Origin of the sequence: Halobaculum sp. CBA1158 (assembly GCF_021431925.1) — an archaeon.
In the GTDB taxonomy this organism is placed as follows: Archaea; Halobacteriota; Halobacteria; order Halobacteriales; family Haloferacaceae; genus Halobaculum.
In genome coordinates this window covers 2,306,004-2,328,756 of record NZ_CP090371.1, presented here as the reverse complement: position 1 = coordinate 2,328,756, position 22,753 = coordinate 2,306,004, and the positions used below count along the sequence as shown (strand labels likewise).

The following is a 22,753-nucleotide window of genomic DNA, read 5'->3' as shown; positions in this document are numbered from 1 at the left end:
CATGCCGCCCCGGGGCCATCCCGGGACATGGACGGGCTGGGACCCCTGGAGGGATACGTCGACGAGGCGGCCGCGGACGCCGGCGTCGACCCGGCGGCGCTCCGCGAGGCGCTCGCGCGGATGCAGTCGGACGTGCGGGCGTACCCGGGGGTCGCCGACCTCGTCTTCGAGTACCGACGAGCCTTCGACTACGACCCGCTCGTCAGGCGCGAGGGGCGCGTCTATCACCTCCTCGTGCCGCCCCGCGTGTGGCGGGAGTTCGCCGCGAGGCTCGACGCCTCCGCGGCCGTGCTGGCGGCCGCGCGGGCGACCCACGACCGGGCGTTCACCGACGCGGCCGACCTGGTCCCCGAGGAGCGCGGGGACTGGGAGCCGCTGGTGTTCGTCGCCGAGAAATCGGAGTAGGTGGACGGACGACCGGGGGGACGCCCCCGAGCGCGTCAGTCGTCGCGTGTGCCGGTCGGCTCACCGTTCCGCATCGGGGCCTCACGCACGTCGCCGGTCGGGCCGTCCCGTTGGCTCTCTGTCGGGGGGTGCCACCCGTCGTCGCCGCCATCGGCGTGTCCCGCCCCGGCGCTCGCCACGCCCCACGGGTCGATCTGCTCGGCGGCCGGGTCCGGCTCGCGGCCGTCTTCGACCGCTCGGAACCGAAGCACGACGACCGTCCCGGTGTCGTCGAACGGGTCGGGGTCGGGGTCGTCGATGGCGAACGCCAGCTCCCCGTCGACGCCGTCGACGATCCACCGGACGAGCCACAGCCCGATCCCGCTGGCGTGTTGCAGCTGCGTCTCGTGGCCCGACTCGACCGCCTCGCGGTCCTCGTCGGGGATGCCGGATCCGTTGTCGGCGATCCGGAGCTCGACGGCGTCGCCGTCGCGACGGGTCGACAACAGCACCCGCGGTCGGTCGCCGTCGTGGTGACGGACGGCGTTCTCGACGGCGTTCCAGGCGGCCGTGGCGAGCAGTTCGTCGGCGTACGCGATCGCGTCGCCGTCGTCGCCGTCGTCGCCGTCGACGCGCACCTCGGCGTCTGGAAACCGGTCGCGGGCGCGCTCGGCGACGCGCTCGACGACGGCGGTCACGGAAACGGGTCGGCCGCCGTGGTCGGCGCTTCTGAGCGTCTGGTCGACGCCGCGGACGCGTTCGCCCAGCGACGCCAGCCGCTCGGCCGCCCGGCGGATGCTCTCGACGTGCTCGCCGGTCCGGTCGTCGGCCTCCGCGCCGATCACGTCTGCGTAGCCGAGCACGACGTTCAGTTCGTTGCGCAGGTCGTGTCGAAGCACCCTAGTGAGCACCCGGAGCCGCTGTTCGTACCTGTCGCGGCGCGTCTCGTCGCGCAGCGTCATGAGGTAGCCGCCGACGTGAGGGTCGTGAAACCGGTTGACGGCGACCCCGTCGAGCGTCCGCCAGCCGCCGTTCGCGTGCCGGACGCGGAACGTCATCCGGACGGTCCCGCCGGGGTTCTCCAGGCTGGCGACGAACGGCTCGGCGACGCTCCGGCGGTCGTCGGGGTGGATGTACTCGGTGAGGACCTCCCCCTCGATGTCGTCGGCGTCGTAGCCGAGGACCCCCTCCACCGCCGGGCTCACGTAGTGTAACACGCCGTCGGCGTCCGCGACGGCGACGATGTCGTCGGCGTGCTCGACGTACGCCCGGTAGCGGCGCTCGACGCGCGTGCGCTCGGTCACGTCGCGAAAGACGAGGAGCCTGACGCCCTCGCGGCCCAGCGGTTCACACGTCGCCTCGAAGTAGGTCGGGTCGCGGTCGCCGGCGACGACGAGTTCGCCGTCGCCGTCGTCGAGCGTCACCTCCGCGTCGTCGCCGTCGAGGAGATCTTCGGTGCCGGGATCGTCGGGGAGCACCGCTCGCGCGTCGCGACCGACGCCGTCGCCCGCGAGGTCGAACGCCTCGCGCGCGGCCGGGTTCGTCTCGAGCACCCGATCGGACTCGTCGACGACGACGATGGCGTCGTCGAGGCCGCCGAACACCGTCTCGTGGGCGACGGGTGCCACGTCGAAGAGGGCGAATCGATACATCGCGATCAACTGGAGCACGGCGACCGCCCCGAAGGCTATCGGCGTCATGTCGAACGGCGGCACGCCCGGGGGGTCGAGGATGAACGCGAGTTCGGTCGACAGCGGGATCGTCGCCCCCGCCGCGAGCGTCATCGCTTGCAGTCGGTACGGTCCCGACGAGGTGAACGCCGCCTCCGCCAACAGCATCACGAAAGCTGTGCCGATCAGCAGGCAGTACCCGAAGTGGACCAGGAAGCCGACCCCCGGCGACTCGACGAGCATCGCCATGCCGTAGACCGTCCGCTCGGCGACGGACGAGAACATCACCCCGCCAGGGTCGAGCACGAACAGGGCCGCCGCCGCCGCGGGCTCGACCGCCAGCAGGGCCGCCCGTCGGCGGGTCACCCACCCACCGCGGCCCGTGTAGTACAGCGCGAACAGCAGGGCGGTCGTCACGACGGGCGCTCCCGCGGCCCACTTGAGTCGAAACAGCGCCCGCCCGAGCGGTGTCGTCCCGGCGAGCAGCTGAGCCCCAAGCAGCGCGGCCCACAGCGCCGCCCCGTACATGACGGCGACGAACGCCGTCCCGGCGTGGTCCGCGCGTTCGCGAGTCCGAAGATACGCGACCGTTCCCGTCGCTGTGGACGCCAGCGCCGCGGCGAAGGTGACCCCGACCACGATGTCGGATATGTGATCCATTACCGGTCGTCCTCGTATGCTGCTGCAGTACCACGCAAAAAGACGCTGATGAAATTATCAGCCCCGATTTTCGAACCGCCCTCACGAGGATCAACCGCTCGATCCGGCCCGTCTCGCTCCGCCGGGTCGGGCGAGCTAGAGGCCGAGTTCGCGACCGATGATGAGGTGTTGGATCTCGCTGGTTCCCTCTCCGATCTCCATCAGCTTCGCGTCGCGGTAGAACCGCTGGGGCGGGAAGTCGGTGGTGTAACCGTAGCCGCCGTGGACCTGTACCGAGTCCTCGGCGACCTCGCGGGCCGCCTCGCTGGCGTCGAGTTTGGCGAGCGCCGACGCGCGCGTCACGTCCTCGCCGTCGTCGTACATCGTCGCGGCCTTGTGAGTGAGCAGACGCGCGCGCTCGGTCTTGCGGTGCATGTCGACGACCATGTCGCGGACGGCGTCGAACTTCGAGATGGGCTGGCCGAACTGCTCGCGCTCGCCGGCGTACTCCTCGGCCGCCTCGTAGGCCCCCTGCGCGAGCCCCGTCGACAGCGCGGCGATGGATATCCGGCCGCCGTCCAGCGTCTTCATCGTCTGCGTCCACCCCTCGCCCTCCTCGCCGAGCAGGCGGTCCTCGGGGATCCGCACGTCGCTCAACTGGATCTCGCAGGTCGGCGAGCAGTTCAGGCCCATCTTGTCCCAGACGGTCGTCACCTCGAAGCCGTCGTCGTCGGGGTCGACGATGAACGTCGAGATGCCGTCGTAACCCGCCTCGGGGTCGGTGACGGCCTTCACGAGCACAGAGTTGGCGACGCTGGCGTTCGTGATGAACTGCTTCGTGCCGTTCAGCATCCACTCGTCGCCGTCCTTCTCGGCCGTCGTGTCCATGTCGGAGGCGTCCGACCCCGAGTCGGGTTCGGTGAGCGCCCACGCGCCGATCCCCTCACCCGTCGCGAGCGGGCGAAGCCACTCCTCCTTCTGTTCGTCGGTGCCGAACAGCTCGATCGGCTTCGAGCCGAGCGAGGTGTGTGCCACGTACGAGAGTCCGATACCGCCGGAGACGCGGCCGAGTTCCTCGGCGACGACCGAGTACATGAGGGTGTCGCCGCCGAGGCCCCCGTACTCCTCTGTGATCGGGACGCCCATCACGTCGAGCCCCCCGAGCTGATCGAATATCTCCGCCGGGAAGCGGTGTTCGTCCTCGATCTCCTGGGCGATGGGGGCGATCTCCTCCTCGCAGAACTCGCGGACTTGGTCGCGGATCATCCGGTGTTCCGCGGGCAGATCGAAGTTCATGTCCGATGCACGGGCGGCGTCCGGAATACCTGTTTCGATGGCTTGCGGTTGGTGCAATATCCGCGCCCGGGTCCCGCCAGGCGGCGTTCGCTCACAACGATTTATCAGCGTCGCTCGCCTACGCATCACGGCATGGACCTCCAGCGTCTCCTCCGCGGCACCGTCGAGTGGGATCGCCTGGAGACGGTCGCGCGCGACCTCGCCGGCCGCTACGGCGACGGGAGCGCGCGCGTGGAGTTCCTCGACGCCGACAACTGGCTGTCGACGCCGTTCATCCTGCACGCCGGCGGCGACGACTACTTCGTGAAGGTGGTGAGCCGACAGAACTCGGTCGTGCACGCGCTGTTCACCGCCGGCCGCAACGTCGGGGCGTTCTCCTCGGGCACCGAGGGGTTCTTCGAGCACTTCGGGACGCCCGCGGAGATGGCCCGCCACGAACTGGAGGCGACCCGGGAGATGCGCGCCATCGGCGTCAACGCCCCCGAGCCGGTGGAGGCGCTGTCGATCGACGGCCTCGGCGTGCTGGTCGTGGAGTACCTCCCGGCGTTCCGTCCGCTCGACGAACTCGACCCGGGGACCGAGCGCGGCCTCGCGTCCGAGCTGTTTCGCGCGCTCGCTCGCCTTCACGACCACGGACTCGCCCACGGCGACCTCCGGGCCGAGAACGTCCTGATCCTCGAGGACGAGCTCTACTTCATCGACGCGACGAGCGTCCGCGAGCCGGGCGCGCTCGACGCCCGCGAGTACGACCTGGCGTGCGGGCTCGCGGCGCTGGAGCCGCTGATCGGCGCGGGCGACGCGGTGGCGGCGGCGCTGTCGGCGTACCCGCCCGAGGACGTGCTGGCCGCGCGCGAGTACCTCGACTTCGTCGCCATCCGCCCGGACCACGACTTCGACGCGCCGACGCTGAAGGGGGAGATCGAGAAACGGGCGGTCGAACGGGGCGGGACCGCGGACGCGAACGTCGACCGTCGTGAGCCGTAGAGCGCGGGCGAGCAGGGCGGCCGGGTGTAGGTAGGACGGGTGCGGCGAGGACGGGTGCAGCGAGGACGGGTGCAACGAGGCTCCAGCAGCGTGCGGTCGACGGGTGACCGTGACCGCGACCGCTACCCCTCGGTGACTTCGATCGTGACGGGGTCGCGGTCGTCCTCCCGGCCGGAGTCGCCCGACCGGTCGGTCGACTCGTTCGCGACGAACTCCTCCAGGTAGGAGACGTTCCACGTGTTCGCCTTGATCACCGCGTCGAACAGCGGGCCGACCACGGGGACCGACCCGAGCGCCGCGTCGGCGGCGACGTTCGCGAGCATGCGGACGACCGTGGTCAGCGGGACGCCGAGGTACGCGGCCTCCGCGACGACGTACAGCGAGACGCCGGCGGCGACCGCGTCGCCCGCGCCAGGAACGACCCCCAACACGGGGTCGAGACCGACCCACGTGTTCGTTCCCGGGATCCGGACGGCCTCGTCCATCACGCGCGCGACGGTCTTCACGCGCCGGAGCGCCGGTTCGTCGACCGACTCCGGCAGATCCATGGTGAGCGACTCGGGTTCCGCGTCGGTGCCGGGCATGGTCGCGTCGAGGCCGCGGCGACGAAAGACTCTTACGGCGGTCGCCGACCGACGGAAATCCGCCGCGGCGACAGCGCCGGCGGACGTGGTATCGCGAGATACGGGGCAGGAGACGCGATCGTCGCGGGCGACCGCCGGCTTTCCCGCACCTATATCACGCCGGTGGCGCAAGATTTGCCCATGAGTCGAGACGAGGGCGTCTACCAGCACTACATCGACGGCGAGTGGACCGACGGCACGGGCGACGAGACGTTCGCCAGCGAGAACCCCGCCAACGGCGAGGAGCTCGGCGAGTTCCGCCGCGGCACCGAGGCCGACGTCGAGCGCGCGGTCGCGGCCGCCGACGAGGCGTTCGAGGAGTGGAAGGAACTCTCTCACATCGACCGCGCGGAGTACCTCTGGGACATCTACCACGAGCTCAAGGAGCGCCACGAGGAGCTCGGCGAGATCGTGACGATGGAGTGCGGCAAGGAGATCTCCGAGGGGAAAGCCGACGTGACCGAGGCGTGGCACATGGTCGAGTGGGCCGCCGGCGACGCCCGCCACCCCAAGGGCGACGTGGTCCCCTCGGAGATCCCGAGCAAGGACGCCTACATGCGGCGGAAACCCCGGGGCGTGGTGGGGTGTATCACGCCGTGGAACTTCCCCGTCGCCATCCCGTTCTGGCACATGGCCGTCGCGCTCGTCGAGGGCAACACGGTCGTGTTCAAGCCCGCCGAGCAGACGCCGTGGTGCGCGCAGATCCTCGCGGAGATGTTCGAGGACGCGGGCGTCCCCGACGGCGTGTTCAACCTCGTGCAGGGGTACGGCGACGCCGGCAACGCGATCGTCGAGGACGACCGCGTCGACACGGTGCTGTTCACGGGCTCGGCGGAGGTCGGTCACGAGATCGCCGGCAAGGTCGGCGGGGAGCCGGGCAAGCTCGCGGCCTGCGAGATGGGCGGAAAGAACGGCATCGTGATCACGGAGAACGCCGACCTCGACGTGGCGGTCCACTCGGCCGTGATGTCGAGCTTCAAGACGACCGGCCAGCGCTGCGTCTCCTCCGAGCGGCTGATCGTCCATGAGGACGTGTACGACGAGTTCAAAGAGCGGTTCGTCGACAACGCGAGGTCCGTCGCCGTCGGCGACCCGCTCGACGAGAATACGTTCATGGGGCCGCTCATCGAACCGGAACACAAAGAGAAGGTCTCGAAGTACAACCAGCTCGCGAAGGACGAGGGCGTGAACGTGCTCGTCGACCGCGAGGAACTGGACGACGACGAGATCCCCGACGGGCACGAGGACGGCCATTGGGTCGGGCCGTTCGTGTACGAGGCCGACCCTCACGAGGACCTGCGGTGCACCCACGAGGAGGTGTTCGGTCCCCACGTCGCCCTGCTGAAGTACAGCGGCGACATCGAGGAGGCCGTCGAGATCCACAACGACACCGACTACGGGCTGGCTGGCGCAGTCATCTCCGAGGACTACCGCCAGATCAACTACTACCGGGACAACGCCGAGGTCGGGCTGGCGTACGGCAACCTCCCCTGCATCGGCGCGGAGGTCCAGCTCCCCTTCGGCGGCGTGAAGAAGTCCGGCAACGGCTACCCGAGCGCCCGCGAGGTCATCGAGGCCGTCACCGAGCGGACCGCCTGGACGCTCAACAACTCCAAGGACATCGAGATGGCGCAGGGCCTCTCGGCCGACATCAAGACGAAAGACGACTGAGGGACGCGGCGGTCGCTCCGGATCGTAGCGTCGATCCCCTGGCGGGGAGATCCGCTCCCGTGACGCCCCGGCGAACCGCCGGGAATCCGCTCCGCGGCGATCTCGGCGCGGTGTGAGACGCCGACAGCGACGCGGACGCGGCGTGTGTGGTGTGGTGCGGTTGGTGTGCGTTCGGTGCGGTGCCGGGAGCGTCGGGCCGGGGACGGGAGTGGGAGCGGGAGTTGCCCCGGCCCCCCGGGCGGATGGGCGAAGTCGCCGTCGCCCGGACGGCCCCCGGTTCGCGCGGGGCGCGAGGCCCCGTGACCCGCGAAGCCGAACCGGATCGACCCGAAGGGTCGGACGCCCGGACACGCTGGGGGGATGTGTCCGAGCCTGGTTCGGTCCCGCGGTACCGAAACGACTGCGCGGTCTCCACTTCAAGGCTCCCTCCGAGATATCGAATTCGATACTCCCGGGCGCGCGGGTGAGACGAGGACGGTCGGTTTTACCACCGGACGCGCCGATCGGACGCGCGTGTACGACACGACGCTCTCGGAAACACGACGACGCGACTGGGACGGCGACGCGACCGGCACGCTCCGGCTGGCGATCGTCGGCTGTGGCAACTACGCTCGCAGCGTCTCCATCCCGGCGATAGTCGAGGGGCGGTACGCCGAGGCGACAGTCGCCGTCAGCGGTGACCCGGACAAGCGCGCGAGCCTCGCCGACGAGTTCGGCGTCACAGCGGTCGATTACGACGAGTACGAGGCGGGCGCGGCGACCGACGAGTACGACGCCGTCTACGTCGCCACCCCGAATCGCCTGCACCTGCCGCACGTCCGGACGGCCGCGTCCCACGGCAAGCACGTGATCTGCGAGAAGCCGCTGGAGGCGACCGTCGCCCGCGCGGAGGAACTCGTCGCCGCCTGCGAGGACGCCGGCGTCCGCCTGATGACCGCCTACCGGATGCAGACCGACCCCGTGATGCGACGCCTTCGCGAGTTCGTCGCCGACGGCGGGATCGGCGACCTCCGACGCGCCACCGGCGACTTCGCGTTCCCCGTGCTCGGGGGCGGTCGCGACCCCGACCAATGGCGGCTCGACGGCCGACTGGCCGGGGGCGGTGCGCTGTACGACGTGGGCGTGTACCCGCTCAACACCGCGCGCTTCCTCGCGGGCGACGACCCGGTCGCCGTCTCCGCGACGACGCGCTCGCCCGACCCGGCGTTCGACGAGGTCGACCAGTACGCCGACTTCCGCGTCGAGTTCGACGACTGGGTCGGCGGCTTCTCGGCGGCGTTCTCCGGGCGCGAACACACGTTCCTGGAGCTGCTCGGAAGCGACGGGCGCGTCGCCGTCGAGTCGGCGTTCCAGCCCGGCGTCGCCCGGGACGTGACCGTCGAGACGGCCGAGGGTCGCGTCGCCGTCGCCGACGCGGGGGCCGACGAGACCGTCGAGGAGTTCGACTACTTCGCGCACGCGGTCCTCTCGGACGGCGACATCGAGCCCGACGGGGCCGACGGTCTCGTCGACATGCGGACGCTCAAAGCGATCCAGGAGTCGGCCGCTTCGGGGGCGCGAGTCGAGCTGTAGTCGGGACTCGCACTCGCGGTCAGTCGGGAGCGACTCGAGAACTCGGGAAGGCGGAAACGAAGGTGGGAGTGGGGAGGCGGTGGTGCGCGCGTCCGGCGCGATGGACCCCTGATCGCGGAGCGGACGTGCGCATCGGGTGTGGCGGCGCGGATTTGGATTCGCCAGCTTGCGACGAGAAAAGCGTCGGTCTGCCGGCGATACACCGTATCGGCGTGATCGGGATAAAGGCTCCGGGACTCGTTTCGCGGCAACGAGCGCCGGCGGCAAACGCCGGCGGCGACGCAACGGTTATGTCGTCGCGACCGAAGCACTCGAACATGGTCCGCCTCAGGGCCGAGGCACTACTTGGCGGTGCCGAGGGCCTGCTGTCACGACCGCGCCGTATCGTCGATCACCGCCGTCTCGGCGAGCCCGGCGAGTCTATCACGGGAGGCGACGGCGGAGCCGTCGGCCGACTCAGTCGGGTCGAGGAGGTTCCGCTCGCGCACGTCGACGTGGACCCCGACGTGCGCGAACGCCTGTGCCACCTCCTCGGGAACGACCGGACCGTCTTCGTTCACTACGTCGAGTAGCGTCGCTCGGACCCGTCGAGCGTCCCCGGCTCAAGACCGGTACTCGCGTCCGTCCCGGAGCGCCGGGAACTCCTCGCGGACGCGCGCGACGCGCTCGGGCTCCACCTCCGCGGTCACGAGCGCGGGGTCGTCGCCGGCGGACGCCAGCGTCGTCCCCCACGGGTCGTACACCGTCGAGCGCCCCACCAACTCCGCGTCCTCGAAGCTCCCGGAGCCGTTGGCGGTCGCGACGTACGAGAGGTTCTCGATGGCCCGCGCCCGCGGGAGCGTCCGCCAATGCTCGACGCGGGGGTACGGCCACGCGCTCGGCACGAGCACGAGGTCCGCCCCGCGCTCGCCGAGCGCGCGGAACTGCTCGGGAAATCGCAGGTCGTAGCAGGTCGTCACGGCGACCCGGAAGCCGAGCAGGTCGACGACCGGCAGCGCCTCCCCGGGCGTGAGCAGTCGCGTCTCGGCGGACTCGTACCCGAACAGGTGGTGCTTCCGGTAGACGGCCCGGCGCTCGCCGTCGGCGTCGAACAGGACGGCCGTGTTGGCGAGTCCCTCCTCGGCGGGCACGTCCTCGCCGTCGGCGGCGCTCCCGGCGAGGTCCTCGACGACCGAGCCCGCGAGCACGGCGATCCCGTGGTCGGCGGCGGCCTCCCGCACCGCCGCGAGGGTCGGTCCCGAGAGGGGTTCGGCGGCGCGCTCGTACGTCTCGAACGCGAAGTAGCCGACGTTCCACAGCTCCGGGAGCGCGACCAGGTCCGCGCCCCGGTCGGCGGCGTCGGCGACGGCCGCGAGCGCGCGCTCGCGGTTGCCGTCGCGGTCGGCCCCGCGGACCCGGATCTGCGCCAGCGCGAGTCTCATGCGAGCCCCAGGTCCCGTTCGAGCGCCCGTTCGAGGTTGTCCAACTCGTCGCCGAACTTCCGCTCGAAGAACGACTCGACGCCCGGAAGTCGGCCGTCGACGACGAACTCGTTGACGAGGCGGGTGCGTCCGTCCTCGGTCTCGGAGACGGTGTGTTCGCCCGTGACGCGGAACGCCCGCGACTTCCCGACGAACTTCACGTACTCCGGGGGGTCCACGCGGACCTCCTCGGTGTCGACGGTGATCGTCGACCGGATCACGGGGATCGGGAGGCTCACGTGCCACGTCGCGGTCCTGTCGCCGGTCACCTCGTACTCGTCGACGACGCTGATCGCGCCGGCACGCTTCGCCGGATCCGAGATGAAGGCCCACACGTCCTCCGGCTCGGCGTCGAAGATCAGCTCCCGACGTACACGCACGGTCATCGACAGCAGGTACGGCCGGAAGGCGAAAAAACGGGGTGGTTCACGATCGAACGGGGGAGGCGACCGACCCTGTCGGGTGCGTCGGCGGGCCCGGTTGCTGACGGGATCTTGGCGTCTGTGGCGCGGCTCGGCGGTCGAGGCGTGCGGAACCGACGCGCAACCGGGCTACGGGAGTTCGACGCGCCAGGTCGTCGAGCGCGCGCGTCCCCACTTCTCGATGTCGACCTCGTCGGCCTTCTCGGCGAGCGTCGGCAGCCGCGAGCCGACCTGCTTGGCCGAGAGGCCGATCGCGTCGGCGATGTTCTTCGCGCGGAAGTACTCCTCTCCCCGGGAGACGCTGTCCCGCAGGTACGCGAGGATGCGTTTCTCCTCGTCGGTGTACTCCGTCATTTGTCCTACCGATACTACGGTGTGCGCGTTCTTAACGCTTCCCTCGGCGGACGCGCCGATCGCCCGCTCGGTTCCGTCCTCCGATCCCGGTCGCTCCCGATCAGGCGTCGAACGCCTGCACCGCCACGACCGCGAGCATCGCCGCGACCATCGCCAGCGCGAACCCCCACGCCATTACCGTCTGGGACGCGCCCACCAGCATGAACCCCGCGCCGACCGTCGCCAGCGCGCCGAACGCGAGCGCGACGCCGACGGACATGTCGCTTTCGACCGTCTCGGTTGCCATACCCGTGGCTCCGAGGGAACGCACCTAACGCTTGCGGAGTCGCCGACGGCGCGACGGCGAGGATGACGACTCCGTCAGCGGCTGAGCCGACGTGCTCGATCCGACCCGACAGGACTTTTTGGGGCCCCGGAGTAGCCGGGCGCGATGACAGGCACACGCGGTACGGGGTCGTTCGGGGGGACGGACGACCGCGGGCTATCGACGCTGCGGGCGATCGCGTTGGCGGCCGTCGTGGTCGTCGGTTCCGTCGGCGGCGCGTTCGCGCTCGGGGTCGTCGGCGCGCCCGCAGTCGAGGGCGTGGAGAACCGATTCGGCGAGGTGACCAACGAGACGACGACGATCGAGAGCGAACTGACGGTGAACAACCCCAACCCGATCGGCGCGCGACTCGCCGGGGTGACGGCGGAGTACGGCGTCACGATGAACGGCATCGCGATGGCCAACGGGACGAAGGAGGGCGTCGACCTCGGCACGGGCAACACCTCGATCCCGTTCTCCACGGCCCTCGACAACTCGAAGATCCCGGCGTGGTGGGTGAGTCACGTCGAGAACGACGAGCACACCGAGCTCCGGGTGAACGCCGACGTTCACTCCTCGCTGGTGGATCGGAGCTACTCGACGCAGGTGACCCGAGAGATCGACACCTCGATCGTCGAGGCGTTCCGCACGAGCGAGCCGACGCCGCTGAACGCGGACGCGCCGGTGGTCTCCGATCCCGTCCTCTATCTCAACCGCACTGAGGCCGAGTGGGGCGAGGTGAACGACGAGACGACCGGCGTCGAGATGACGCTGTACCTCCACAATCCCAAGTCGTACCCGATCACCCTCTCGGAGGTCGGCTACGACATCTACATGAACAACGTCACGATGGGCGGCGGCGAGGCCGGCCGGACGACGACGATCCCCCCGGGTGAGACGGTACCGGTCGAGGCCACGACGGAGATCCGGACCCAGCGACTCGACGAGTGGTGGGTCTCTCACCTGCAGCGCGACCAGGTGACGAACCTCACGATGCCGTTCTACCTCGTCGTCGACCTCGGCGAGGCCGGGGGCGGCGAGCAGCGGATCGAACTCGACAGCTACCAGCGGACCGTCGAGACGGACGTCTTCGGCACGAAGTCCGCCGGTGACGACGCCGACGGCGGGTCCGGCGACGACGGGTCCGAGGACGGCTCCGCGGACGCCGGCGACGAGGACTCGGACAACGGGGACGCCGCCGACGGCACCGCGACCGCGACGCCGGAGGACGACGGATCGGGCGACGGCACCGCGACGCCCACCGAGTCGCCGACCGCGACGCCAACCGAGTCGCCGACTTCGACTCCAGATGACGGGACGAGCACCGACGACGGGCTCTTCGCGCTCGAACCCGGAGCCGACTCGTCGACCGATCCGCCCGCGGCGCGGTAATCGCCCGCGCCGACAAGGCTTTACTCCCCCGGACGGACGTGTGGGTATGTTCCGGAGTATGACCGCTCCTGATCGAGTTCTCGGACGGTAACGTAGCCGCGTCACCTGACGGCGATGCCATCGTCGTCGCGGTCGACGGAGTCCGACACGAACTGAGTCGAGAGGACGCCGCCGAGCTGCGGGAGTCGATAGCCGACGCCCTGACCGAGCGCCGGGAGTTCTTCCGCACGGCCGGGGAGTTCCGCGCCGACGGCAGCTACGTCGTCTCTCGCAAGGCCGCCGACTCGGCGGGTAACGCCAAGGTGTTCGACTCCTTCGAGGCGCTCGGTCGGCTGTACGACCGACTGCCCGAACGCTTCGACGCCGAGGACGTGGGCCGAACCGGGATCACCGGCTCGCGCCGGCACATGCTGATCCGCCACTTCGCGGAGCATCCGGCGTTCGACTGTTCGATCCACCGCCGTAACCCGTTGAGCGCGCGCAAGGAGGAGCCAGCCGCCGGGGAGTCGGCGGACGACCCGGAAGCCGAGGTCGGCGAGGCCGAAGAGTAGAGGCGGCCGGGTGCTCCGACGACTCGCGTCTCGCCGTTCGTGTCGAGGGACCCGGGTTCGCCTCCGGTCCGTCGGGACCGCGGCTCGTCAGTGCTTCAGATCCCTCCTCAGTACTTCGGCTCCGCGCCGGTAACGTCGTACACCTGCTCCATGAGCCGGTCGCGCTCCTCGCGCCAGCCCTCGAAGCCGCCGGGGCGCGACGGGTAGCGACCGTAGTGGTCCATCAGGTCGTCCGCGACTCGCTTCGTCTTGTAGAACTCCCAGATCTGCCCCCAATGGCCGTAGCTGTCCTTGATGACCTCGGCGACGAGCCGCGGCTTCACCGACGCGCTCCCCTCGTACAGCGCCTCCGCGAGGCTCTCCCCGGGTAGGGACGCGAGCAGACCCATCAGCTCGTCCACGTCGACCGCCGTCGAGAGGATGTTGTACACGTCGAGGGCGGCGTACCGCGCGCCGAAGTGGCTCATGACGCGCTCGTTGTAGCGCCACAGCGCGTCCTCGCTCACGTCGCCGGCGTCGATGGCGTCGACCGCCTGCTCGGCGGCGTACTTCCCGGCGTAGGCCGCGCCGGCGATGCCGCCGCCCGTCGTGGGGTTGACGTGGCCGGCGGCGTCGCCGACGGCGACGAATCCGTCCGCGACCGCCGAGTCGTACGGCCGGCGGGTCGGCAGCGCCGCGCCCAGTTTGTCGGTCACCTCGCCGCCCTCGAACTCGGGGCGGTTCCGGAGGTCGCGCTTCAGGTCGTCCACGAGCTTCATCGGCTCCTCGTTCATCTGGAAGCCGAGGCCGGCGTTGATCTCCGTGTCCGTGCGCGGGAAGTACCAGAGGTATCCCGCCGCGCGCTCGGTCGGCTTGAACACGAGCGCGTCGTCCCACTCGACGGGGTCGGGCACCTCGACGACCTCCCGGTACGCCGAACAGAACTGCGAGAAGGACACGTTCGTGTCGAACGTCGCGCCCGCGAGGTCGGCCTTGTCCTGCAGGATCGACAGCGCGCCGGCTGCGTCGACGGTGACTTCCGCCTCGTACTCGACGACCTCGCCGTTCCGCTTCCCGCGAACGCCCGTGACGCGACCCGCGTCGGTCTGTCGCACGTCCTGGACGACGGTGTCGTAGTGGAACTCGACGCCGCGGCGCGTCGCCCCGTCGATGATGTTCCGGCCGTACTCCCAGCGGTCGATGACCGCCAGTTCCCCGGGGATCGGGATCTCGAGCACGGTGTCGTGGCTCGGGATCTCGAAGCGCCCGTGGTCGACGCCGGTGTTGGTGAACGCCGAGTCGATCTCGGATTTCGGGATCGACTCGGGGAACTTGTCGGCTCCCTTCAGGGCGTCGCCGCAGGCGATGTGGCCCGCCTCCTCCTCGTCCTTGCGCTCGACGACGACGACGTCCAGCCCGGCCTCGGCGACCGTCGCGGCCGCATAACAGCCCGCCGTCCCCGCGCCGACGACGACGATGTCGGGCTCGTAGGTGGTCATTGCCATGAGTCACTCGCGGGTGGTGAAAAAGCCAGTCGTTCCATGCGGGACGGGAGGGAGTGAAGTCGTTCGAGAGAGCGAAGCTCTCTCGTGATGGACGAGACGGCTCCGCCGTCTCGAACCACGACCGACCGTCCCGATGCGAACGGCGAGCGGGGAGGAACGACCCGCGAGCGGCGCGCAGTCGAGCGTAGCGAGGCCTCGGTACACGGCGACGAACGCCGCGGGTGACGCGAACGGTCGGCCGCCGATTCTCACCCGAGCGCGTCTCTGGCGATCGGGACCAGGTCGTAGAGCCGGTCGGCGGCCTCGTGGAACTGCCGGTCCCACCCCTCCGGCGTGACGTAGTCGCTGATCGCGAACACCGCGCCCGCGTCGATCCCGCGGACGGCCGCGACGGTGAAGAGGGCCGCCGCCTCCATCTCGACGGTCAGATACCCCCGTTCGGCCAGTCGGCGCGCCTCGAACGCCGTCTCCCGAAACGCCGCGTCGGTCGACCACGTCGGCCCCACCGTCGCCGGCCGACCGGCGGCCTCGCACTCGGCCTCGAGCGCGTCGGTCACCGCCGGGGTCGCCTCCGCGGGCTCGCCGTCGGGAAGGTAGTGGTGGGAGGTTCCCTCGTCGCGGAGCGCGCCGTCGGCGACGACGGCCGTCTCGGCGTCCAGATCGGTGGTCAATGCCCCGGCGTAGCCGACGATGCAGACCGTCTCCACGCCGGCGGTCGCCAGGACGTCGACGACCATCGCAGTCGCCGGGGCCCCGATCCCGAACCCGCCGGCGACCGCGACGCGCCCGTCGGTGCCCGCGAGCACGTGGAGGCTCGCCATCCCCGGCGCGTCGAGCGCTCCGTCCTCTGCGCCCGCCTCCGCGACGGCCCGCTCGAACGTCGACTCGGAGTACGTGAGGATCACCGCCTCCGGGAGCGCGTCGAACGCCCCGTTCAGGTCGCGATAGTACGCCAGGTCGTCGTCCGGCCCGGTGATCGGGTCGTGGTCGTGTTTGTCCGGGAACTGGGGAACGGTCACGCTTCGGTGTGCACGCGGGAGACAAAAAACGTCGTCCCGGTGTGCGGGAGGGACTCGCTGGCGGGGACGCTACTCCTCGCCGGACTCGTAGTGGTCGCCCGCGGCCTCGGGGAGTCGCGTCCGGCCGAACAGCGCCAACACGACGACGACAGACACGTACGGGATGGTCCGCACGAGCGGCCGGGGAATCGAGAGCACGTCCTGTCCCTGCAGCGTGAGCTGGAGCGCGTCAAGCCCCGCGAACAGCAGCGTCGACAGCAGCGCCCCGATCGGGTTGTAGTTGCCCAGCAGGTAGGTGACGATAGCGATGAACCCCTTGCCGTTGACCATCGTCGGGCCGTTGCCGACGAACTGCCCCAGCGACAGCGACAGCGCCGCGCCGCCCAGCCCCGCGAGCACGCCCGACAGCAGGACGGCCGCATAGCGGACTCTGGAGACGTTGATGCCGGCGGTGTCGAGCGCCCGGGGGTTCTCGCCGGAGGCGCGCACCCAGCGACCGAAGGAGGTGCGGTTGAGCGTCCACCACGAGCCCGCGACGGCGACGAACATCAGGTACACCATCGGCGAGGCGTCGAACAGCGCGCCGAAGAAGGGGATCGACGCCAGCGCGTCCAGGGCGTCGCCGCCGGCGGTCGCGACGAACGGCACCCCGCTGTTCGCGACGAGCTGACGGAGGCCGGGCACGGTCGCGACGGTCGCGGAGTTCTTCGACCCGAAGACGATCTGCGAGGCGAACGGCGCGAGCCCCAGCGCGATGAGCCAGATCGCGAGTCCCGCGATGATCTGGTCGGCGCGGAACTCGATGCAGACGATCGCGAACAACAGCGCCAACAGCGTGGAGGCGAGGACGCCGCCGAACAGCCCGATCCACACCGACCCGGTGAGGTACGTTGCGTACACGCCGCCGAACGCCGAGACGATGAGCAGCCCCTCCAGGCCGATGTTGATGACGCCCGCCTTCTCGGCGAAGATCCCTCCCAGCGCCGCGAAGGCGATGGGGACCGACAGCCGAAGCGCCGACGCAAGCGTCGACCGCTGGAACAGCAGGCCGCCGACCGCGAGTACCACGTCGCCGGCCCCCGCGAGCGCGAGTCCGCCGAGCCCCAGTAGTGCGATCCCGACGGCCGCGAGCGCGAGCCGTGCGCGGGTCCCGAGCCGATCGACGCGCTCGGCGAGGGGCGAGCCGTTCACGCCTCCTCACCCCCGTCGGTCGCGACGGCGTCGCGATTCCCCCCGAAGCGGTCGCGCACGTCGACGCGCGCGCCGACCATCCGGAAGAACTCCGGCATCGCCACGAACAGGACGATCAGTCCCCGGAGCACGCCGACGAGCTGGGGCGGCACGTCCGTGCTCACGTCGACGACGATGGAGCCCGACTTCAGCACGCCGAACAGCAGCGCCGCCGCGAGCGCGCCCACCGGGTTGTTGCCCGCGAGGATGGAGACCGTGATGCCGTCGAAGCCGTAGTCGGGCACGCCCGTCTGGAAGTTGCCGGCGATGGTGAGCACGTACACGGCACCGCCCAGCCCGGCGAGCGCCCCCGACAGCGCCATCGAGGCGACGACGGTCTTGGCGGCGTCGACGCCGCCGTACTCGGCGGCCTCCGGCTGGAGCCCGCTCGTGCGCACGTCGTAGCCGAAGGAGGTCCGGCGAAGCAGGTACGCCAGCCCGACCGCGACGGCGATGGCCAACACGAGCGCGACCACCGAGGCGTCGGTCCGCCCGGGGAACACCGGCTGCGGGAACAGGGCGAACTCGGGGAGCCCCCGCGTCTGGTTGGCGAAGCTGTCGGGGTCCTTGAACGGTCCCGAGGCGAGATACAGCGCGAAGGAGGTGGCGACGAAGTTGAGCATGATCGTCGTGATCACCTCGTTGGCGTCGGCGTAGGCCTTCAGCGCCCCCGGGATCGCCCCCCAGACGCCGCCGACGAACGCGCCCACCGCCAGCCCGAACGGGACGAGCACGAGCGTCCCGACGAGGCCGGAGACCGCCCCGGAGAGGGCGTACACCGCCAGGGCGCTCGCGAGCGCGCCGAACACGAGCTGTCCCTGTCCGCCGATGTTGAACACGCCCGCTTTGAACGCCACAGCGACGGCGATGCCGGTGAACACCAGCACCGTCGTCTCCGAGACGGTCGTCGCGAGCTGCCCGTTCAGCGGGTTCGCGGCCACGTCGCCGAACGCCCCCAAGAAGAGGCTGTCGTACACGACGAACGGGTCGTAACAGAAGCCGACGCCCAGCAGCGAGTACGCCGCGGTCTCACAAGAGGTCATCCGGCCCGCCAGCAGGATGAGCACGAACCCGATCGCGATCGACAGCAGTAGCGCCGACCCCGAGATGAGCAGGCGCTCGGTCGCGCTCGCGGCGACGAGCCGGTCGAGCGCGTCGAACAGCCGGTCGCGCGGCGACCGGCCGGCGTCACTCATCGGACGCCACCCCGTCGTCGACGCCGGCGGGAGTCGAGGAACCGATCCCGTCGTCGCCGTCCTCGTCGCTGCCTGCGACACGCGTCGCCCGCGGCACGTCGTCGGGGTCCTCGCCGGCCATCATGAGCCCGAGTTGCTCCTCGGTCACCTCGTCGGGGTCGACCACGTCGACGATGCGGCCGCGGTACATCACCGCGAGGCGGTCGGCGAGCCCGCGCACCTCGTCGAGCTTCGAGGAGACCAGCAACACGGCCCGCCCGTCGTCGCGCAGGTCGATGAGCCGGTCGTGGATGAACTCCGTCGAGCCGATGTCGACCCCGCGGGTGGGGTGGGAGGCGACGATACAGGCGGGGTCGCGGGCGAACTCCCGCCCGACGATGAACTTCTGCTGGTTACCGCCCGAGAGCGACCTCGCCGACGCGGTCGCGTCCGGCGGGCGCACGTCGTACTCGTCGATTATCTCACGGGCGTGGTCGCCGGCGCGGTTCCAGTCGAGGCGGCCGCCACTGGCGAACGGCGGGTCGTGTTGGGAGCCGAGCACGCCGTTCTCGGTCAGGTCGAACTCCATCACGAGGCCGCGATCCTGGCGGTCCTCGGGGACGTACGCCATGCCGGCGCGGGCGCGCTCGCGCCGCGAGGCGTCGGTCACGTCACGGCCGCCGAGCGCGACGCGGCCCTCGTCGGGGTCGTGCAGCCCGGTGATCACTTCGACCAACTCAGACTGGCCGTTACCGTCGACGCCGGCGACGCCGAACACCTCGCCCTCGCGGACTGTGAACGACACGTCGTCGACGGCGACCACGTCGCGGTCGTCGCGGGCGGTGACGCCCTCGACGGCGAGCGACGGCGCGCCGGGATCGGCCGGCGGCGTGTCCGTCTCCAGGACGACCTCGCGCCCGACCATCAGCTCGGCCAGCTCCTCGCGGGTCGTCCCGGCCGTCTCGACGGTGCCCACGTTGCGCCCGTCGCGGAGGACGGTCACCTCGTCGGCGGCCGAGAGCGCCTCCCCGAGCTTGTGGGTGATGAAGATGACCGTCTTGCCCGCGTCGGTGAGTTCCTCGAGCACCCGGAACAGATCCTCGACCTCCTGCGGCGTGAGCACGGCCGTCGGCTCGTCGAGGATCAGGATCTCCGCGCCGCGATACAGCGCCTTCAGGATCTCCACGCGCTGTTGGATGCCGACGCCCACGTCCTCGATGGTCGCCTCCGGCTCCACGTCGAAGCCGTAGCGCTCGGAGAGCTCTATCACGGCCTCGTGTGCTGCCTCGCGGTCGACCGCGAGACCGCCCCACTTCCGAGGCTCGTTGCCGAGGGTGATGTTCTCGGCGACGGTCATCGGGTCGACCATCATGAAGTGCTGGTGGATCATCCCGACGCCGGCGTCGATGGCGTCGCGCGGGGAGTCGAACCGCCGCGGCGCGTCGGCGATCGCGGCGAGCCCGTCGTCGCCGGCGGGGGCATCGCCGTCCCCGTCGCCCCCGCCGTCCTCCTCGTACGTCAGACCGTCCCCGTCGACGTACACGTCGCCCTCGGTCGGCTCGTACAGCCCGTAGAGGACGTTCATCAGGGTGGTCTTGCCCGCGCCGTTCTCGCCGAGCAGGGCGTGGACCGTCCCCCGTTCGACCGAGAGCGTGACGTCGTCGTTGGCGACGACGCCGGGGAAGCGCTTCGTGATCGAGTCGAGGCGGACGGCCTCCGTCATGTCACCGGCCGTTTCGGCGGGGACGGGATAAACGGCGCGTTTCGACGGAAGCGACGTTCGTAAATCCGCGTGTCAGGCCGGCTACTCGTCGGAACAGAGCGTCTGCGGGATCCCGTCGGAACGAAGAGACGGCTGCCGGTGCGGCTCAGACCTCGTCGGGGTCCTGCGGGACGGAGATGTCGCCGTCGATGATCCCTTGGCGGGACGACTCGATCTCAGAGCGGACGTCCTCGGAGATGTCGCCGCCCAGCTGGTCGCCGTATACGAGGTCGACGCCCTCCTCGGCCAGTCCGAGCGTCGTCGCGGTCCCCGTCTCGAAGTCGTCGTTCACGACCGCCTCGGCTGCGTTGTAGACGGCTGTGTCGACGCGTTTGACCATCGACGCGAGGATGACGTCGGCGTAGCTAGAGGCGGTCAACGACTGGTCGGCATCGACGCCGATGGCGAACCTCCCCTCGTCCTGTGCGGCGCGGAACACGCCGGTTCCGGTGTTCCCCGCGGCGTGGTAGACGATGTCCGCGCCGGAGCTGTACATCGAGAGCGCGGCCTCCTGACCGGCGGAAGGATCGGAGAAGCTCCCAGTATACGTCGTCTGCACGTCGACGTCGGAGTCGATCGACTTCACGCCCGCGGTGAAGCCCGCCTCGAACTTCCGGATCAGGTCCAGTTCGATGCCGCCGACGAAGCCGACGTTCGTCGAGTCGCCGGCGGTCGATCCCGCCCCCGCGGAGAACGACTGCGACGTGAGCAGCGCCGCGAGCTGTCCCGCGAGATACGACCCCTCGTGCTCCTTGAACGTGTAGGAGGCGACGTTGTCGAACTGACTGTCCGCCTCGCCGTCGTCGTCGGTGTCGGCCATCGGCACCGCATCGACCGCGAGGAAGTCCTGCTCGGGGTAGTCCGGCGCGGTCTCCGAGAGCGCATCCGCCTGCAGCGACCCGATACACGAGACGAGGTCGTAGTCGGGGTCGGTCGACTGCGCGTACTGCTGTTGGTACGTGGCGAACTGCGAGACCGAGTCGGGCTCGGATTCGTCGTACGAGAGGCCGAACTCGTCCGCCGCCTGCTGAATCCCGGCCTGGGCCTGGTCGTTGAACGACCCGTCGCCCAGTCCGCCGGTCGCGTACACCATCCCGACATCGACGGAACCGTCGCCCGAGGACTCCGTTTCGGAGCCGTCCGACCCGCCGTCCCCGGCCTCCGGCGTCGACTCCTCGGTGTCGGACCCGCCCGACTCGGGACCGCCCGTACAGCCAGCGAGTCCCGCGAGTCCGGCCGCACCGACGCCCTTCACGATCGTCCGCCTGTCGAACCGCTCAGTATCGTCCATACGTGCGTACGGAACGCTGAGTGGGTTAAAAACGTCGCGTTCGAGCGGTCAGATTCTCGAGCGTATCTGACAGTACCGGATCCCTATCCGTCGCCGTCGGCGGCGTCGACCGCGGACTCGACGACGCCGGCGACCTCCTCGACGAACCGGTCCACGTCGTCGTGTTCGGCGTACACGCGGACGTACGGCTCGGTCCCCGACGGGCGCACGAGCGTCCACGAGCCGTCCGCGAACGAGAGCCGGACGCCGTACTCGTCGTCGACTTCGGCGTCCGGGAACGCCGCCGGGAGCGTCTCGGTGAGGCGGTCCATCACGGACGCCTTGTCGTCGTCGGCACACGCCACGCTCACCTTGCGATAGGGGCGCTCGGAGACCGGCGCGCGAAGTCCGTCGAGCCCCTCGTCGGCGACGAGCCGAGTGAACACGGCCGCGCTGGCGACGGCGTCGATCCAGTCGCCGAAACCGGTGTGGACGTGCTTCCAGGGCTCGGCCGCGAACGCCACGTCGCCGCCGGCGTCCCGAACCGAGGCGATGCCGTCGTGGAGGTAGCCGAGCGCGACGCGCTCGACGCGTCCGCCGGCGGCCGCGACGCGCTCGTCGATCCGACCAGAGGCGTTCGGCGTCGTCACGACCACCGGGTCGGCGGCGTCGCGAGCGGCGACGTATCGCTCCGCGAGGATCGCGAGCACGGTGTCCTCGTGGACGACCTCGCCGTCGCCGTCGACGACGACGATCCGGTCGGCGTCGCCGTCGTGACCGATGCCGAAGTCCGCCCCCCCGTCGGCGACGAACGCCCGCAGATCCGCGAGCGACTCGGCGGTCGGCTTCGACTCGCGGCCGGGGAAGTGGCCGTCGACGGTGGCGTTGAGCGTCACCACGTCCGCGCCCAGTTCTCGGAGCACCTGCGGCGTCGCGACCGACGCCATCCCGTTGCCGCAGTCGACGGCGACGCGGACGCCGTCGGGGTCGTCCCCGAACTCGCGGGCGTAGTCGGCGACCGCCGTCCGGTAGTCGGCGAGCACGTCCTCTCGCGCGCCGTCGCCCCACTGGTCCCAGTCGGCGGGGGTGTCGCCGTCGGCGACGCGCTCCTCGATGGCCGTCTCGGCGGTCGCGCCGTACTCCAGCCCGTCGACGAACGCCTTCAGGCCGTTGTCGGTCGGGGGATTGTGCGAGGCGGTGAGCATCACGCCGCGCCGGCCACGGGACGCGAACGCCAGCGTCGGCGTCGGCACCTGACCGACCCGACGGACGGTCGCCCCCGAGGACTCCAGGCCCGCCTCGGCGGCGGCGGCCAGCGCCGGCCCGGTGACGCGCCCGTCGCGGCCGACGACGAACTCGCGGTCGCCGGCCTCGCGGGCGTGTGCTCCGAGCGCGCGGGTCACGTCGAGGACGAGCCCCGGCGTGACGCGCTCGGTCGCGTCGCCGCGGATCCCGGCTGTTCCGAACAGGTCCATACCCGACCGTCCGGCG

21 protein-coding genes are annotated in these 22,753 nt (G+C 70.6%); 7 read left to right on the top strand and 14 right to left on the bottom strand.

Features of this window, described 5'->3' with window-relative positions; translation table 11 throughout:
• Positions 1 to 27 precede the first annotated feature (27 nt).
• Complete coding sequence (locus Hbl1158_RS12190) at positions 28 to 405, top strand: hypothetical protein (RefSeq protein ID WP_234297531.1); 378 nt, start codon at positions 28 to 30, stop codon at positions 403 to 405.
• 35 nt (positions 406 to 440) lie between these two features.
• Here the strand turns inward: Hbl1158_RS12190 and Hbl1158_RS12185 are convergent, their stop codons facing one another.
• Positions 441 to 2,714, bottom strand: a complete 2,274-nt coding sequence (locus Hbl1158_RS12185) for a histidine kinase N-terminal 7TM domain-containing protein (protein ID WP_234297530.1) — start codon at positions 2,712 to 2,714, stop codon at positions 441 to 443.
• 135 nt (positions 2,715 to 2,849) lie between these two features.
• On the bottom strand, positions 2,850 to 3,989 hold the full coding sequence (locus Hbl1158_RS12180; protein WP_234297529.1) for an acyl-CoA dehydrogenase family protein: 1,140 nt from the start codon (positions 3,987 to 3,989) through the stop codon (positions 2,850 to 2,852).
• Positions 3,990 to 4,121: 132 nt separating this feature from the next.
• Here Hbl1158_RS12180 and Hbl1158_RS12175 point away from each other — a divergent pair, with 132 nt between their 5' ends.
• Positions 4,122 to 4,973 carry an RIO1 family regulatory kinase/ATPase gene (locus tag Hbl1158_RS12175; RefSeq protein ID WP_234297528.1) on the top strand — a complete coding sequence of 284 codons (852 nt, stop codon included), beginning with the start codon at positions 4,122 to 4,124 and terminating at the stop codon, positions 4,971 to 4,973.
• Between the two features lie 122 nt (positions 4,974 to 5,095).
• On the opposite strand, the gene Hbl1158_RS12170 is transcribed toward Hbl1158_RS12175, so the two are convergent.
• Entirely contained in the window at positions 5,096 to 5,557 is a 462-nt protein-coding gene (locus tag Hbl1158_RS12170) for a DUF4112 domain-containing protein (protein ID WP_234297527.1), read from the bottom strand.
• A 180-nt stretch (positions 5,558 to 5,737) separates the two neighbouring features.
• On the opposite strand from Hbl1158_RS12170, the gene Hbl1158_RS12165 reads away from it, so the two are divergent.
• From Hbl1158_RS12165 to Hbl1158_RS12155, 3 genes are all read left to right on the top strand, one after another.
• Entirely contained in the window at positions 5,738 to 7,267 is a 1,530-nt protein-coding gene (locus Hbl1158_RS12165) for an aldehyde dehydrogenase family protein (RefSeq protein ID WP_234297526.1), read from the top strand.
• 513 nt (positions 7,268 to 7,780) lie between these two features.
• Entirely contained in the window at positions 7,781 to 8,839 is a 1,059-nt protein-coding gene (gene gfo6 / locus Hbl1158_RS12160; RefSeq protein ID WP_234297525.1) for a D-xylose 1-dehydrogenase Gfo6, read from the top strand.
• 317 nt (positions 8,840 to 9,156) lie between these two features.
• Positions 9,157 to 9,411 (top strand): hypothetical protein, encoded by a 255-nt coding sequence (locus tag Hbl1158_RS12155; RefSeq protein WP_234297524.1) that lies wholly within the window; start codon positions 9,157 to 9,159, stop codon positions 9,409 to 9,411.
• A gap of 30 nt (positions 9,412 to 9,441) precedes the next feature.
• Here Hbl1158_RS12155 and Hbl1158_RS12150 read toward each other — a convergent pair whose 3' ends face one another.
• The 4 genes from Hbl1158_RS12150 to Hbl1158_RS12135 form a co-directional block, all read right to left on the bottom strand.
• Positions 9,442 to 10,260 carry a nitrilase-related carbon-nitrogen hydrolase gene (locus Hbl1158_RS12150; protein ID WP_234297523.1) on the bottom strand — a complete coding sequence of 273 codons (819 nt, stop codon included), beginning with the start codon at positions 10,258 to 10,260 and terminating at the stop codon, positions 9,442 to 9,444.
• Positions 10,257 to 10,685, bottom strand: a complete 429-nt coding sequence (locus Hbl1158_RS12145; RefSeq protein WP_234297522.1) for an SRPBCC family protein — start codon at positions 10,683 to 10,685, stop codon at positions 10,257 to 10,259. The genes Hbl1158_RS12150 and Hbl1158_RS12145 overlap by 4 nt, the downstream gene beginning before the upstream one ends.
• 165 nt (positions 10,686 to 10,850) lie before the next feature.
• Entirely contained in the window at positions 10,851 to 11,075 is a 225-nt protein-coding gene (locus Hbl1158_RS12140; protein WP_234297521.1) for a FaeA/PapI family transcriptional regulator, read from the bottom strand.
• Positions 11,076 to 11,175: 100 nt separating this feature from the next.
• The gene (locus Hbl1158_RS12135) at positions 11,176 to 11,361 is read right to left on the bottom strand and encodes a hypothetical protein (protein ID WP_234297520.1); all 186 of its coding nucleotides are present in this window, start codon (positions 11,359 to 11,361) and stop codon (positions 11,176 to 11,178) included.
• A 144-nt stretch (positions 11,362 to 11,505) separates the two neighbouring features.
• Here Hbl1158_RS12135 and Hbl1158_RS12130 point away from each other — a divergent pair, with 144 nt between their 5' ends.
• Together Hbl1158_RS12130 and Hbl1158_RS12125 are read left to right on the top strand one after the other, a co-directional pair.
• A complete protein-coding gene (locus Hbl1158_RS12130) occupies positions 11,506 to 12,771 on the top strand; it encodes an LEA type 2 family protein (protein WP_234297519.1) in 1,266 nt (421 codons plus the stop codon).
• Between the two features lie 152 nt (positions 12,772 to 12,923).
• Entirely contained in the window at positions 12,924 to 13,322 is a 399-nt protein-coding gene (locus tag Hbl1158_RS12125; protein WP_234299529.1) for a hypothetical protein, read from the top strand.
• Between the two features lie 107 nt (positions 13,323 to 13,429).
• Here Hbl1158_RS12125 and Hbl1158_RS12120 read toward each other — a convergent pair whose 3' ends face one another.
• The 7 genes from Hbl1158_RS12120 to Hbl1158_RS12090 form a co-directional block, all read right to left on the bottom strand.
• A complete protein-coding gene (locus tag Hbl1158_RS12120) occupies positions 13,430 to 14,800 on the bottom strand; it encodes a geranylgeranyl reductase family protein (RefSeq protein ID WP_234297517.1) in 1,371 nt (456 codons plus the stop codon).
• A 254-nt stretch (positions 14,801 to 15,054) separates the two neighbouring features.
• A complete protein-coding gene (locus Hbl1158_RS12115) occupies positions 15,055 to 15,825 on the bottom strand; it encodes a nucleoside phosphorylase (protein ID WP_234297515.1) in 771 nt (256 codons plus the stop codon).
• A gap of 69 nt (positions 15,826 to 15,894) precedes the next feature.
• Positions 15,895 to 16,932 (bottom strand): ABC transporter permease, encoded by a 1,038-nt coding sequence (locus Hbl1158_RS12110; protein ID WP_234299528.1) that lies wholly within the window; start codon positions 16,930 to 16,932, stop codon positions 15,895 to 15,897.
• Between the two features lie 80 nt (positions 16,933 to 17,012).
• Entirely contained in the window at positions 17,013 to 18,251 is a 1,239-nt protein-coding gene (locus tag Hbl1158_RS12105; RefSeq protein WP_234297514.1) for an ABC transporter permease, read from the bottom strand.
• Positions 18,244 to 19,953 (bottom strand): ABC transporter ATP-binding protein, encoded by a 1,710-nt coding sequence (locus Hbl1158_RS12100; protein ID WP_234297512.1) that lies wholly within the window; start codon positions 19,951 to 19,953, stop codon positions 18,244 to 18,246. The genes Hbl1158_RS12105 and Hbl1158_RS12100 overlap by 8 nt, the downstream gene beginning before the upstream one ends.
• 145 nt (positions 19,954 to 20,098) lie before the next feature.
• On the bottom strand, positions 20,099 to 21,283 hold the full coding sequence (locus tag Hbl1158_RS12095; RefSeq protein WP_234297510.1) for a BMP family protein: 1,185 nt from the start codon (positions 21,281 to 21,283) through the stop codon (positions 20,099 to 20,101).
• Between the two features lie 83 nt (positions 21,284 to 21,366).
• Positions 21,367 to 22,737 carry a phosphomannomutase gene (locus tag Hbl1158_RS12090; RefSeq protein ID WP_234297508.1) on the bottom strand — a complete coding sequence of 457 codons (1,371 nt, stop codon included), beginning with the start codon at positions 22,735 to 22,737 and terminating at the stop codon, positions 21,367 to 21,369.
• Positions 22,738 to 22,753: the final 16 nt, after the last annotated feature.

Coding starts and splice junctions, on each gene's coding strand:
- Hbl1158_RS12140 (WP_234297521.1), bottom strand. CDS start 11,075: ATGACGGAGTACACCGACGAGGAGAAACGCATCCTCGCGTACCTGCGG.
- Hbl1158_RS12150 (WP_234297523.1), bottom strand. CDS start 10,260: ATGAGACTCGCGCTGGCGCAGATCCGGGTCCGCGGGGCCGACCGCGAC.
- Hbl1158_RS12095 (WP_234297510.1), bottom strand. CDS start 21,283: ATGGACGATACTGAGCGGTTCGACAGGCGGACGATCGTGAAGGGCGTC.
- Hbl1158_RS12145 (WP_234297522.1), bottom strand. CDS start 10,685: ATGACCGTGCGTGTACGTCGGGAGCTGATCTTCGACGCCGAGCCGGAG.
- Hbl1158_RS12190 (WP_234297531.1), top strand. CDS start 28: ATGGACGGGCTGGGACCCCTGGAGGGATACGTCGACGAGGCGGCCGCG.
- Hbl1158_RS12130 (WP_234297519.1), top strand. CDS start 11,506: ATGACAGGCACACGCGGTACGGGGTCGTTCGGGGGGACGGACGACCGC.
- Hbl1158_RS12120 (WP_234297517.1), bottom strand. CDS start 14,800: ATGACCACCTACGAGCCCGACATCGTCGTCGTCGGCGCGGGGACGGCG.
- Hbl1158_RS12180 (WP_234297529.1), bottom strand. CDS start 3,989: ATGAACTTCGATCTGCCCGCGGAACACCGGATGATCCGCGACCAAGTC.
- Hbl1158_RS12105 (WP_234297514.1), bottom strand. CDS start 18,251: ATGAGTGACGCCGGCCGGTCGCCGCGCGACCGGCTGTTCGACGCGCTC.
- Hbl1158_RS12135 (WP_234297520.1), bottom strand. CDS start 11,361: ATGGCAACCGAGACGGTCGAAAGCGACATGTCCGTCGGCGTCGCGCTC.
- Hbl1158_RS12175 (WP_234297528.1), top strand. CDS start 4,122: ATGGACCTCCAGCGTCTCCTCCGCGGCACCGTCGAGTGGGATCGCCTG.
- Hbl1158_RS12170 (WP_234297527.1), bottom strand. CDS start 5,557: ATGCCCGGCACCGACGCGGAACCCGAGTCGCTCACCATGGATCTGCCG.
- Hbl1158_RS12090 (WP_234297508.1), bottom strand. CDS start 22,737: ATGGACCTGTTCGGAACAGCCGGGATCCGCGGCGACGCGACCGAGCGC.
- Hbl1158_RS12165 (WP_234297526.1), top strand. CDS start 5,738: ATGAGTCGAGACGAGGGCGTCTACCAGCACTACATCGACGGCGAGTGG.
- Hbl1158_RS12185 (WP_234297530.1), bottom strand. CDS start 2,714: ATGGATCACATATCCGACATCGTGGTCGGGGTCACCTTCGCCGCGGCG.
- Hbl1158_RS12100 (WP_234297512.1), bottom strand. CDS start 19,953: ATGACGGAGGCCGTCCGCCTCGACTCGATCACGAAGCGCTTCCCCGGC.
- Hbl1158_RS12155 (WP_234297524.1), top strand. CDS start 9,157: ATGGTCCGCCTCAGGGCCGAGGCACTACTTGGCGGTGCCGAGGGCCTG.